Here is a 12,851-nt window from a genome sequence, read left to right as displayed (position 1 = left end):
ATCGTCAGGGCACTTCGGCAACGTCAGATGTGTGTAAGGGGCACCCGATACTCCCCCCCCTTTCCCTCAAACCGCCCCGTGCGCCAGCGCCGCCAGCAGCAGCAGCGCCACGATATTGGTGATCTTGATCATCGGGTTCACCGCCGGGCCGGCGGTGTCCTTGTAGGGGTCGCCCACGGTGTCGCCCGTGACCGCCGCCTTGTGCGCTTCCGATCCCTTGCCGCCGTGGTTGCCGTCCTCGATATATTTCTTGGCATTGTCCCACGCGCCGCCGCCGCTCGTCATCGAGATGGCGACGAACAGGCCGGACACGATCACCCCCAGCAGCAGCGCGCCGAGCGCGGCGAATCCCTCCGCCTGCCCCGCCACGGCGGTGATGAGGAAATAGACCGCGATCGGCGCCAGCACCGGCAGCAGCGAGGGCACGATCATCTCGCGGATCGCCGCCCGCGTGACGAGATCGACGGTGCGCGCATAATCGGGCCGCGACGTGCCGAGCATGATGCCGGGATTGTCGCGGAACTGCGCGCGTACCTCCTCCACCACGGCCCCGGCGGCGCGGCCCACCGCGGTCATGCCGAACGCGCCGAAGATGTACGGCAGCAGCGCGCCGAGCAGCAGCCCGACGATCACGTACGGATTGCTGAGCGAGAAATCGACGCTCAGCCCGGGGAAGAACTCTTTGAGGTCGGTGGTGTAGGCGCCGAACAGCACCAGCGCGGCGAGGCCGGCCGAGCCGATCGCATAGCCCTTGGTCACGGCCTTGGTGGTGTTGCCCACCGCATCCAGCGCGTCGGTCCGCAGGCGTACCTCATGCTCCAGCCCGGCCATCTCGGCGATGCCGCCGGCATTGTCCGTGACGGGGCCGTAGGCGTCGAGCGCGACGACCATGCCGGCCAGCGCCAGCATCGCGGTGGCGGCGAAGGCGATGCCGATCAGCCCGGCCAGCTGGTAGGCCACGATGATGCCGACGCAGATCACGAGCGTGGGCATCGCGGTGGACTCGAGGCTGATCGCCAGCCCCTGGATCACGTTGGTGCCGTGCCCCGTCTCCGAGGCCTTGGCGATCGACTTGACCGGGCGGTAGTTGGTGCCGGTGTAATATTCGGTGATCCACACCAGCAGCCCGGTGACGGCGAGACCCACCATCATGCTCCAGAACAGGTCCATGCCGGTGAAGCCCGCGCCCACGGCGGCGCGGGCGACCTGCCCCTCCACCTCGGCGCCCGCCGCCTCGCGCGCGCTGCCGATCACCGCGTCCAGATCGCCCAGCACATAGACCGAGACGGCATAGATCGCCGGGATCGACAGCAAAGCCGTCGTCCAGAACCCCTTGTAGAGCGCGCCCATGATCGACTGGCCCTTGCCGAGCCGGACCATGTAGGTGCCGATGATCGAGGTGATGATGCACACCCCGCCGATCAGCAGCGGCAGGCTCATCAGCCGGCCCAGTTCCGCCGCCGTGCCGCCCACCAGCAGTGCCACCAGCACCATCGTCGCGCCGATCGTGACGACGTAGGTCTCGAACAGGTCGGCCGCCATGCCGGCGCAGTCGCCCACGTTGTCGCCCACGTTGTCGGCGATGGTGGCGGGGTTGCGGGGGTCGTCCTCGGGGATGCCGGCCTCCACCTTGCCGACGAGATCCGCGCCGACATCGGCCGCCTTGGTGAAGATGCCGCCGCCCAGCCGCGCAAAGATGGAGATGAGCGACGCGCCGAACGCCAGCGCGACCAGCGCATCCACCACCGTCCGGTCGTTGGGCGCGTGCCCGGCCGGCCCGGTGAGATACCAGAAGAAGATCGCGATCGAGAGCAGGGCCAGCCCGGCCACGAGCATCCCCGTCACCGCGCCCGCGCGGAACGCGGTGGTCAGCCCCGCCTGCAACGACGTGCGCGCCGCCTCCGCCGTGCGGACGTTGGCCTTCACCGAAATGTTCATCCCGATGAAGCCGGTCGCGCCCGACAGCAGCGCGCCGAGCACGAAACCGATGGCCGAGGTGGCGCCGAGGAAGAAGAACACCAGCGCCGCCACGACGACGCCGACGACCGCGATGGTGCGATACTGGCGGCCGAGATAGGCGCGCGCACCCTCCTGGATGGCGGCGGCGATATCCTGCATCCGCGCGTTGCCAGGCGACTGCGCCAGCACCTGCCGGCTTGTGACGATTCCATAGACGATCGCGATCAGCCCGCAGGCGATCGCCAGATAGACGCTCGGCATCCTCTCATCCCCTTTATCATGTCGTCGCGGCCATACGATGACGCAAGGGAACAGGGCCGCGCGCTTGGGGGCGAACATGCTGGGGATAAGGGGCTTTGGCAAGCGCGGCCGGCGGCGCGCGCCGGAACGGATCATCCTGAAAGTCCGGCCGGAGATACGGAATTTATTTCCATACCCCGAGCGAAGTCGAGGGGCGGGCCACAAGCGCAACGCTCGGTGTCTCGACTTCGCTCGACACAGGGGCGGGGGGCGGCTGGATCAATTCACATGTTGAACGGATAAGGCGTCGGCGTCGAATTCCCGGTCAGCCTTTCAGGATGAGCGGTCGGGGGCCTCTTATGTCAGATCGTGGTGTGCATACCGGAGGGTGCCACGGGGCGCAGGTCCAGCGCCGCATTCAGCAGCGCGGCGCTGGCGAGGCCGGCCAGCAGCCCGGCCAGCATGATCGCCCCGCGTCGCCGCAACCGTGATGCGCCGCCGTCATGCGCCATGCTCGTACCCCAGCCGTTCGGGCAGCGGCATCGCGCCCGCGCGATCGGTGAGGGCAAGCCCCGTGCCCGCCTCGAACCATCCGATCGGGGTCAGGTTGAGCGCGAGAGGTTGACGAAGCGCTAACAACGTCGCGGTGGCGGAGGGCGGGGCGGCGAACAGCAGTTCGTAATCGTCGCCCGCCGTGGCGGCGGCGAGGCGCGCGGCGCGATCCTGCCCGCCCCATGCCGCGAGCGCGGGGGAGAGCGGCACCGCGTCGAGATCGATCGCCGCGCGCAGCCCACTCGCTTCGGCCATGCGGCCGGCGTCGATCAACAGCCCGTCCGAGATGTCCGCCATCGCCGTGACGTGGGGTGCCAGCGCGATGCCGGCGGCGAGACGCGGGGCCGGCCGGCGGTAGCGATCGCGCAGGGTGGCATCGCCCCGGCCGGCGCGGGCGATGGCGAGGCCCGCGCCGGCGTCGCCGATCGTGCCGCTCGCCCACAGCACGTCGCCCGCACGCGCGCCGCCGCGGATCGGCGCGCCGCAGGCGGGCGCGCGGCCGATCGCGGTGAGGCCCAGCGTGCGCGGCCCGCCCGGCGGCATCCGCACCGTGTCTCCGCCCAGCAGCGGCACGGCGAACGCCGCCAGCGTCGCGCCCAGCCCGGCGACGAAGCCCGCATCCCACGTGTCGTCGCCGTCCGGCCCGCCGCCTGCCAGCCCGCAGCCCATCAGCAGGCCGAGCGGGGCCGCGCCCTTGGCGGCGAGATCGGAAAGGTTCACCGCCACCAGCTTCCACGCCACGTCGCCCGGCGGATCGTCGGGGAGGAAGTGGACGCCTTCCACCAGCATGTCGTGGGTCAGCACCAGATCGCCGGCCGCGACCGGCAGCACCGCCGCATCGTCCCGCAGGCCGCGCGCGGCGGGATCGGTGGCGAGCGCACGCAGCGCGGCGATGAAGGCGGCCTCGTGGGTCATGCGCGAGCGGCTCCTCCCCGTGGCGGGGAGGCGCGGTTCACGCCCGGACCGTTTTCGCCACCGCGTCGAGCAGGCCGTTGACGAAGCCCTTCTCGCGCTTGGCGTAGAATGCGTCGGCCACGTCGACATATTCGCTGATGACGCTGCCGGTCGGCACGTCGATGCGGGCGATCAGCTCGTAGGTGCCGGCGCGCAGGATCTGGCGCATCGGCTTGTCGAGGCGCTCGATCGTCCACCCGCTCGCCAGCTTGGCGGTGATCGCCGTATCGATCTCGTCGCGGCGGGCATCCACCCCGCGCACCAGATCATCGAAGAAATCGATCTCGGCGTCGTTGTAGGTCACGTCCTCGATCGTCTTGCCCAGCCGGTGCTGGTGGAACTCGTCCAGCAGCTTGGGCAGCGGCGTATTCTCCATCTCGCGCTGGTAGAGCGCCTGCACGGCGGCGAGACGCGCGGCCGAGCGGCTGCGCGAGCGTTCGTTGATCTTCTTCGTCATAGGTCCGATCCGGATGCCTGCGTGCCCAGCCGCATCGCCACCGAGCGGCCGTGCGCGGGTAGCCCCTCGGCGCGGGCGAGCGCCACCGCCGCCGGGCCGATCGCGGCGATCGCGCGCTCGTCCAGCGAGAGAAAGCTGGTGCGTTTCATGAAATCGAGCACCGACAGGCCGGAGGCGAAGCGCGCCCGCCGCCCGGTGGGCAGCACATGGTTCGGCCCGGCGACATAATCGCCGACCGCCTCGGGCGTGTGCCGGCCGAGGAAGACCGACCCGGCGTGGCGCACGCGGGCGAACAGCGGCGCGGGGTCGTCCACCGCCAGCTCCAGATGCTCGGGCGCGAGCCGGTCGATCAGCGGGGGCGCTTCGTCGAGCGAGGCGAGCAGGATGATCGCGCCGTTCGCGGTCCAGCTCGTCCGCGCGGTGGCGCCGGTCGCCAGCGTGTCGATCTGCGCCAGCACCTCGGCCGCCACCGCATCGGCGAAGGCGGCGTCGTCGGTGAACAGGATCGACTGGCTGGTCGGATCATGCTCGGCCTGGCTGAGCAGATCGGCGGCGATCCACGCTGGGTCGCTGGCGCCATCGGCCACCACCACGATCTCGGACGGGCCGGCCACCATATCGATGCCGACGACGCCGTAGAGCTGGCGCTTGGCCTCCGCCACCCAGGCGTTGCCGGGGCCGACAACCACGTCCACGCGGTCGATCCGGGCGGTGCCGTGGGCAAGCGCGGCGATGGCCTGCGCGCCGCCGATGCGCCACACCTCGTCCACCCCGGCGATCTCTGCGGCGGCCAGTACCATCGGGTTGATCTCGCCGTTCGGCGTCGGCGTCACCATCGCCAGCCGGTCGACACCGGCCACCCGTGCCGGGATCGCGTTCATCAGCACGGAGGAGGGATACGCCGCCCGGCCGCCGGGCACGTACAGCCCGGCCGCCTCCACCGCCCCCCAGCGCGCGCCGAGGCGGACGCCGGCGGCATCCACCGTGTCGCTGTCCGCCGGGCGCTGGGCCGCGTGGTAGGTGCGGATGCGGTCGGCGGCCAGTTCCAGCGCGTCGCGCAGTTCGCCCGATATGCCGGCGAGCGCCGCCTTGCGCTCGGTGTCGCTCACCCGCCAGCCGGTCGTGTCGAGGTCGTGCCCGTCGAAGCGGCGGGTGTAGTCGGCCAGCGCCGCATCGCCGTTCGCGCGCACCGCCGCGACGATCGCGGCGACATCGCGCGAGACGTCCTCGTCCGCCTCGCGCCGGGCATCGACCAGCGTGGCGAAGGCGGCAGCGAAGCCGGGATCGCGCGAATCGAGGCGCAGCGGTCCGCTCATGCCGCCCGCACGCCCGTCTTGGCCGCCACGGTGCGGCGGAACGCCTCGACCAGCGGCACGATCTCGGCCGCGCGGGTCTTGAAGGCGGCGCGGTTGACGATCAGCCGGGCGGAAACCTGCGTGATGACCTCCACCTCGACCAGCCCGTTGGCCTTCAGCGTGCTGCCGGACGACACGAGATCGACGATCCGGCTGGACAGGCCCAGCACCGGCGCGATCTCCATCGCCCCGTTCAGCTTCACGCATTCCGCCTGCACGCCGCGCGCGGCGAAGTGGCGCGCGGTGAGGTTGGGGTATTTGGTGGCGACGCGGACGTGGCTCCACTCCCGCGGGTCGTCGCCCTCGGCCAGTTCGGCCGGCTCGGCGACGGACAGGCGGCAGTGGCCGATGTTCAGGTCCACCGGTGCGTAGAGTTCGGAATAGTCGAACTCGTCCAGCACGTCGGAGCCGACGATGCCGAGTTGCGCCGCGCCATGCGCCACGAAGGTGGCGACATCGAACGCGCGCACCCGGATGAGGCCGATATCGGGCCGGTTGGTGGCGAAGCGCAGCGCGCGGCTCGATTCGTCGGAGAAGGCGGCTTCGGGCACGACGCCGACCGCCGCCAGCAACGGCAGCGTCTCGACGAGGATGCGCCCCTTCGGAATCGCGAGGATGATCGGCTCTGCCATGATGGCCGCGACTTAGGGGAGCGCGCGCCCGTCCGCAAGAAAGGTGAGCGATACGGGCCGTGAGGGGGCGCGGCGAAACCATCCCGGCGCACGCCGGGATGACGGACCCCGTCAGGGATAGCTTACCGTCAGCGGCACCTCGGGGATGGGGATGGACTCTGCGTCGTCACCGGGCACGGTGGGGAAGCGGCCGGCCTTCCAGTCGTCCTTGGCCTGGTTGATCCGGTCGCGCGAGGAGGAGACGAAGTTCCACCACACATGGCGCGGGGTGGAAAAGGCGCCGCCGCCGGCCAGCATCACCCGCCCGCCCGTGGCCGATCGCAGCGTGGCGGCGATGCCGGGGCGCAGCACGTAGAGCGTCATCGGCGCCAGCGGCATCCCGTCGAGGCTGGCCTCGCCGGTCGCCACATACAGCGCGCGTTCGTCCGCGTCGGCGTCGATCGGGATCGATCCGCCGGGCAGGAGCGCGATGTCGGCATAGATCGTCGGCGCGTGCGCGGTGACGGGCGAGGTCGCGCCCCACAGCGTGCCCATCACCACGCGCGCGGTGGCGCCGCCCGCCTCGATCACCGGCAGCGCGGCAGCGGGCACATGCTCGAACGCGGGGGCGATCTCCTCGCGGCCGTCGGGCAGCGCCAGCCAGGTCTGGATGCCCGACAGCGGCGGGCCGGCAGGACGCGCATCGGCCGGGCTGCGCTCCGAATGGACGATGCCGCCGCCCGCCGTCATCAGGTTTACCGCGCCGCCGGTGATCGTGGCGAAGGTGCCCAGCGAATCGCGATGGTCGATCTCGCCCTCGAACAGGTAGGTGACGGTGGAGAGGTTGATGTGCGGATGCGGCCGCACGTCGATGCCGGTGCCCGGCGCGAGTACCGCCGGCCCCATCTGGTCGAAGAACACGAACGGCCCCACCATCGTGCGCGGGCGGGAGGGCAGGGTGCAATGCACGCTGAACCCGCCAAGATCGTGCGTGACCGGCTGGATCGTCTGGAAGATGAGGTCGTCCGTCATGGCGATGCTCCGGCCTGTCCGATGAAGTCCGGCCGGGATAGGCCGCCCCGCCCGGCGGGGCAATCGCGGGCGCCGCCCGGCCGGACCGCCGTCAGTCGTCCTCGTCCTCGCGGCCGACCAGATCGAGTGCGCGGGCCTTTATCTGGCGGGTCATGCACCAGTGGACCAGCGCCTCCTCGCGACCGTGCGTCACCCATACCTCGGTGGGCGCGATCTCGATCAGCGTGTCGGTCAGTTCGTCCCAGTCGGCATGGTCGGAGATGACAAGCGGCAGTTCCACGTTCTTCTGCACCGCGCGCTGGCGCACCCGCATCCAGCCCGACGCCATCGCCGTGATCGGATCGGGCAGTCGGCGCGACCAGCGATCGTTGAGCGCGGAGGGCGGTGCCACCACGATCGCGCCGCGCATGTCCGCGGCCTTCAGCCCGGTCGCCGGGATCAGCGTGCCCAGATCGACGCCGTGCGCCTGATACAGCGCGCACAGCCGCTCCATCGCGCCGTGGATGAAGATCGGCGCGTCGTGGCCGCGCCCGCGCACCTCGGCGATCACGCGCTGCGCCTTGCCCAGCGCATAGGCGCCCACCAGCACGCAGCGATCGGGGTTGGCGTGGAGCGCGGCCAGCAGCCGGTCGATCTCGGCCCCGGTATCGGGGTGGCGGAACACCGGCAGGCCGAACGTCGCCTCCGTCACGAAGATATCGCACGGCACCGGCTCGAACGGATCGCAGGTGGGATCGGACCGGCGCTTGTAGTCGCCCGAGACGACGATGCGCTCGGCGCCGCGCTCCAGCACGATCTGCGAGGATCCCAGCACATGCCCGGCCGGCACGAAGCGAACGGAAACGTCGCCCAGCCGCACCGTCTCGCCATAGGCGACCGGCTGGCCGGTCTGCGGGCCGTAGCGCGTCTCCATGATGGCGAGCGTCCCCGGCGTCGCCAGCACCGCGCCATGCCCGCCGCGCGCATGATCGGCATGGCCGTGGGTGACGAGCGCGCGGGGCTTGGGCTGCGAGGGATCGACCCACGCATCGGCCGAGGGGATGTAGATGCCCTCGGGGTGGGGTTCGATCCATGAGCCGAGGCGCGCCATGCTGGTGATATGGTCGGCGCGTCCCTAAGTTCCAGCGGTGCCTGGAGAAACCGCCGCCCTTCCCGCCCCGATCGCCGACTGGTTCGCCGCAAAGGGCTGGGCGCCGCGCCGGCACCAGCTGGCGATGCTCGATGCCGCGCGCGCCGGGCGCGATGCGCTGCTGGTGGCGCCCACCGGCGCGGGCAAGACGCTGGCCGGCTTCCTGCCCAGCCTCGTCGAGCTGATCGAGGCGCCGGTCGATACGCTGCACACGCTCTACGTCTCGCCGCTGAAGGCGCTGGCGATCGACGTGCAGCGCAACCTGCTCACCCCGATCGAGGAGATGGGCGTGCCGATCCGGGTGGAGACGCGCACCGGCGACACGCCCTCCGACCGCAAGGCGCGGCAGCGGGTGAAGCCGCCGCAGATATTGCTGACCACACCCGAGTCGCTCAGCCTGCTGCTCTCCTATCCCGATAGCGCGAAACTGCTTGGCCATCTGCGGACGATCGTGATCGACGAGGTGCACGCCTTCGCCACGGGCAAGCGCGGCGATCTGCTCGGCCTGTGCATGGCGAGGCTGACCACGCTGGCGCCGGACATGCGCCGCGTTGCGCTCTCGGCGACGGTGGCGGACCCCGATGGCTATCGCGGCTGGCTCTCGTCCGATGGCGACATCGATGCGGTGGCGCTGGTGGAGGGCGAGGCGGGGGCGGAGGCCGAGATCGCGATCCTGCTGCCGCAGGGGCGGGTGCCGTGGTCCGGCCATTCGGGCCGCTATGCAGCACCTCAGGTGATGAAGCAGATCGAGGCGCACCGCACCACGCTCGTCTTCTGCAACACGCGCAGCCTGGCCGAGCTGATCTTCCAGGATCTGTGGAAGGAGAACGAGCAGCAGCTGCCGATCGGCATCCACCACGGATCGCTGAGCAAGGAGGCGCGACGCAAGGTGGAAGGCGCTATGGCCGAGGGGCGGCTTCGCGCGCTCGTCTGCACCGCCAGCCTCGATCTTGGGGTGGACTGGGGCGATGTCGATCTCGTCATCCAGATGGGCGCACCCAAGGGGTCGTCGCGCCTGTTGCAGCGCATCGGCCGCGCCAACCACCGGCTGGACGAGGCGAGCCGGGCGCTGCTCGTGCCCGGCAACCGTTTCGAATATCTCGAGGCGCAGGCCGCGCTCGATGCGGTGGATGCGCGCGAGCTGGACCCGGACATCTTCCGCCCCGGCGCGCTGGATGTGCTGGCCCAGCATATCATGGGCATCGCCTGCGCCGGCCCGTTCAGCGAGGCGGCGCTGCTGGCCGAGGTCAACCGCGCCGCGCCCTATGCCGCGCTGTCGGCCGAGGTGTTCGGCCATGTCCTCCACTTCATCGAATCGGGCGGCTATTCGCTGAAGGCGTACGACCGTTTCAAGCGGCTGACGCAGGATGCGGACGGGCTCTGGCGGGTCAGCCATCCGCGTTTCCTGGCGCAGCACCGGCTCAACGCCGGCATCATCGTGGAGGCGACGATGCTGAACGTGCGTTTCCGCAACGGCCGATCGCTGGGCAAGGTGGAGGAGGGGTTCGCTGCCCAGCTTTCCACCGGCGACACCTTCTTCTTCGCCGGCATCACCTGCGAGGTGGAGAAGATCGACACCGAGGACCTGATCGTCCACGCCTCGAAGAAGCCGGCGCGCATTCCCACCTACGGCGGGTCGCGGATGCCGCTGTCGACCAGCCTCGCCGACCGGGTGCGCGGTTTTCTGCACGACCGCAGCCAGTGGCCGCGCTTCCCCGACGACGTGCGCGACTGGCTGGAGATGCAGGATCGCCGCTCGGTGCTGCCCCGGCCCGGGCAATTGCTGGTCGAGACGTTCCCGCGCGAGGGGCGCTATTACATGGTCGCCTACTGCTTCGAGGGGTGGAATGCGCAGCAGTCGCTCGGCATGTTGCTGACCCGGCGGATGGAGACACGCGGACTGCAACCGATCGGCTTCGTGGCGAGCGACTATGCCGTGGCGGTGACCTCGCTGAAGCCGGTGATCGATCCGGTCCCCTTGTTCTCGAACGACATCCTGCAGGACGAGTTCGTCGAGTGGGTGCAGCAGTCGAACCTGCTCAAGCGCGCGTTCCGCGAGGTGGCGGTGATCGGCGGACTGGTGGAACGGCAGCATCCGGGCAAGCGCAAGACGGGCAAGCAGGTGACCTTTTCCACCGATCTGATCTACGACGTGCTGCGCCGCTACGAGCCGGACCATCTGCTGCTGCGCGCCGCGTGGGACGATGCGCGCGCACGGATGACGGACGTGGGGCGGCTGGCGAACCTGCTCGAACGCGCGGCCGGCACGATGCTGCATGTCGATCTGGAACGCGTCTCGCCGCTGGCCGTGCCAGTACTGGTACTGATCGGGCGGGAACGGGTGACGCACGGCGGCGCCGACGACGCGCTGCTGATCGAGGCGGAGGCGCTGGCGGCCGAGGCCATGGCGGACTGAGCACCTGGAGGGCACGCGGTGGCGCCCGGTGGGGAACTTAACCCCTCCCTAGGGAGTCGTGCGGTAAGGACCGGGGCCGAGCAGGAAGGGATCGTTGCGATGGCCGTGCCACTTCTCACCATCATCCTCGCCTCCGCATCGCTGGGCGGCGGGCTGGATGGCGCGCAGACCGCCTACATGCGCTGTCTGTCGACCGAACTGGATGCGGCGATCGTGCGCCGGATCGACAGCGACAGCTTCTCGCGCGGCGTGACCCGGGTTTGTCAGGACGAGACGGCGGTCTATCGCCGCATGGCGGTCGCCTCGATCGTCGGGCAGGGGGTGGCGGGTGCCTCGCCCGTGGCCGCCAACCAGCGGTTCGACACGTTCGACCGGACCAACCGCGACGAACTCGTCGCCTCGTTCGAGCAGCGGATGAAATTGCGCCGCGGTCCCTCGCGGATCACCGGCCTGCCGATGAACGGTGCCGCCCAGCACGACTGATTGCCTTGGTCGCCATCGCGCGGCATAGCGGCGGCATGGTTCGCTTTTCGTTCTGCGGTACGGAGTTGATGGCACTGGGGCAGGGCGCGCTGTTCTGGCCCGCACGTCGTGCATTGCTGGTCGCCGATCTGCATTTCGAGAAAGCGAGCTGGTACGCGCGCGGCGGCCAGATGCTGCCGCCCTATGATTCGATCGCCACGCTGGCCGATCTCACCGCGCTCGTCACCGCCTGCGACGCCACCGAGGTGTGGTGCCTCGGCGACAGCTTCCACGACCGCCACGGCTGCGAGCGCCTGCCCGACCGGGCGCGGGACATGTTGCGCGCCCTGACCGGCGGCACCCGCTGGACCTGGATCACCGGCAACCACGACGCGGGTTTCGCCGACCATTGCGGCGGCACGATCGTGGAGGAGGCCGAGGTCGACGGACTGGTGCTGCGCCACGAGGCGGACCGGCACGATCCGCGCCCGGAGCTGTCGGGCCATTTCCACCCGCGCCTGTATGTCACGCTGCGCGGGCGACGAATCGCCCGGCGCTGCTTCGTCGCCAGCCCGAGCAAGCTGATCCTGCCCGCGTTCGGCGCGCTGACCGGGGGGCTGGACGCCGCCGACCCGGCGATCGTGCGCGCCGCCGGGCGCCCGGCGCAGGCGCTGGTGCCGGTGGCGGACCGGCTGCTGCGTTTCCCGCTCGCCGCCTGAGCCCGCCGCCGCAGGTCACTTGCGGCCCTGATGCAGGATGCGGTCGATCGAATCGGGCACCAGCCGCTCGGCGAAGCCCGCGACGAACGCGATCAGCAGCATCCGCGCGGCATCGCCATCCCCGGCGAGGCCGAGCGCGGGCGCGATGCCGGCATAGCGCCCCAGCATGTGGCCGCTGAGGGCGGGAAACAGGAAGCCGCCGTTCAGCCCCAGCACCTTGCCGACATCGCCATAGAAGATCGCGAACACCACCAAGGCGAAAATGGAGCCGGTGAGGCAGGACAGCATGATTCCGCTGCGGCCCAGTTCCAGCGCGGCGATCTCGAACAGCGGATCCTCGGCCAGCACCTGGCTGTCGATCGCGCCCTGCAACCGCCGCGTCACGCTCATCACCGCGCCGACCGCGCCTGCCAGCATCACGAGGGCGAGACCGAGAAACAGGGATCGCGGCGCGGTGATGCCCAGCACCGCCGCCCAGTTGAACACCGCGCAGGCCAGCAGGATCAGGAACACCACGGTGGACCACAGCAGCCAGCGTTTCAGCCGCCCGGCGGCGACCTCGCGCACCTGGGTCAACTGGTAGCTCTTGTGCGTGTAGCTGAGCAGCGAGCGCACCTCGGCGGCGATCTGGCCGTCGTCCATCGCGGCGATGTCGGCCATGCGGTTGGCGTTGTAAGAGGCAAGCGCGCTGGGTGTCGCCACCCGGGCGAAGCGGTCGCGCAGTGCCCAAAGCTCCGCGCGCCGGTCGGCCGGGGGCAGCGCCTCGTAATAAAGCCGCTCGCACGCCATCGCTGCGGGCATGTCCGGCCGCGCGCGGATCCGTTGCAGCGCGAGCGCGAGGGCGCGCATGGCCGGGATACGATCGCGGCTGCCCTCGGCGGCGGCGTAGATCACCCCGGCGAACGCCTGCACCTCCAGCTCCGATCGTTCGATCCCCAGCGCCCATTTCAGCCGCGATCGTATCC

At 70.5% G+C, this 12,851-nt stretch carries 12 protein-coding genes; 3 read left to right on the top strand and 9 right to left on the bottom strand.

Annotation, left to right across the window (positions count from 1 at the left end):
- Positions 1 to 66: 66 nt before the first annotated feature.
- From FOY91_RS18175 to FOY91_RS18145, 8 genes are all read right to left on the bottom strand, one after another.
- Entirely contained in the window at positions 67 to 2,220 is a 2,154-nt protein-coding gene (locus FOY91_RS18175; RefSeq protein WP_145154964.1) for a sodium-translocating pyrophosphatase, read from the bottom strand.
- 341 nt (positions 2,221 to 2,561) lie between these two features.
- Entirely contained in the window at positions 2,562 to 2,711 is a 150-nt protein-coding gene (locus FOY91_RS21805; RefSeq protein ID WP_162527278.1) for a hypothetical protein, read from the bottom strand.
- Positions 2,701 to 3,666, bottom strand: a complete 966-nt coding sequence (gene thiL, locus FOY91_RS18170; RefSeq protein WP_145154962.1) for a thiamine-phosphate kinase — start codon at positions 3,664 to 3,666, stop codon at positions 2,701 to 2,703. The genes FOY91_RS21805 and thiL overlap by 11 nt, the downstream gene beginning before the upstream one ends.
- 37 nt (positions 3,667 to 3,703) lie before the next feature.
- Positions 3,704 to 4,162, bottom strand: a complete 459-nt coding sequence (nusB, locus tag FOY91_RS18165; RefSeq protein WP_203234625.1) for a transcription antitermination factor NusB — start codon at positions 4,160 to 4,162, stop codon at positions 3,704 to 3,706.
- Positions 4,159 to 5,478: a histidinol dehydrogenase gene (gene hisD, locus FOY91_RS18160; protein WP_145154960.1), complete on the bottom strand. Its 1,320-nt coding sequence runs from the start codon at positions 5,476 to 5,478 to the stop codon at positions 4,159 to 4,161. Before hisD ends, nusB begins: the two co-directional genes overlap by 4 nt.
- Positions 5,475 to 6,149 (bottom strand): ATP phosphoribosyltransferase, encoded by a 675-nt coding sequence (hisG, locus tag FOY91_RS18155; RefSeq protein ID WP_145154958.1) that lies wholly within the window; start codon positions 6,147 to 6,149, stop codon positions 5,475 to 5,477. The genes hisD and hisG overlap by 4 nt, the downstream gene beginning before the upstream one ends.
- A 111-nt stretch (positions 6,150 to 6,260) precedes the next feature.
- Positions 6,261 to 7,160 carry a pirin family protein gene (locus FOY91_RS18150; RefSeq protein ID WP_145154956.1) on the bottom strand — a complete coding sequence of 300 codons (900 nt, stop codon included), beginning with the start codon at positions 7,158 to 7,160 and terminating at the stop codon, positions 6,261 to 6,263.
- A 91-nt stretch (positions 7,161 to 7,251) separates the two neighbouring features.
- Positions 7,252 to 8,250: a ligase-associated DNA damage response exonuclease gene (locus FOY91_RS18145; protein ID WP_145154954.1), complete on the bottom strand. Its 999-nt coding sequence runs from the start codon at positions 8,248 to 8,250 to the stop codon at positions 7,252 to 7,254.
- Positions 8,251 to 8,287: 37 nt separating this feature from the next.
- On the opposite strand from FOY91_RS18145, the gene FOY91_RS18140 reads away from it, so the two are divergent.
- The 3 genes from FOY91_RS18140 to pdeM all read left to right on the top strand — a co-directional run bounded on the left by FOY91_RS18140 (position 8,288) and on the right by pdeM (position 11,886).
- A complete protein-coding gene (locus FOY91_RS18140) occupies positions 8,288 to 10,705 on the top strand; it encodes a ligase-associated DNA damage response DEXH box helicase (protein WP_145154952.1) in 2,418 nt (805 codons plus the stop codon).
- Positions 10,706 to 10,804: 99 nt separating this feature from the next.
- Positions 10,805 to 11,188: a hypothetical protein gene (locus tag FOY91_RS18135; RefSeq protein WP_145154950.1), complete on the top strand. Its 384-nt coding sequence runs from the start codon at positions 10,805 to 10,807 to the stop codon at positions 11,186 to 11,188.
- 35 nt (positions 11,189 to 11,223) lie between these two features.
- Complete coding sequence (gene pdeM, locus FOY91_RS18130) at positions 11,224 to 11,886, top strand: ligase-associated DNA damage response endonuclease PdeM (protein WP_145154948.1); 663 nt, start codon at positions 11,224 to 11,226, stop codon at positions 11,884 to 11,886.
- A 15-nt stretch (positions 11,887 to 11,901) separates the two neighbouring features.
- On the opposite strand, the gene FOY91_RS21800 is transcribed toward pdeM, so the two are convergent.
- A partial coding sequence (locus FOY91_RS21800) for a hypothetical protein (protein ID WP_162527277.1) occupies positions 11,902 to 12,851 on the bottom strand: 950 nt, incomplete at its 5' end.

The sequence above is a fragment of the Alterirhizorhabdus solaris genome, assembly GCF_007785815.1.
In the GTDB taxonomy this organism is placed as follows: Bacteria; Pseudomonadota; Alphaproteobacteria; order Sphingomonadales; family Sphingomonadaceae; genus Alterirhizorhabdus; species Alterirhizorhabdus solaris.
This window is presented reverse-complemented; position numbering and strand designations above follow the sequence as displayed.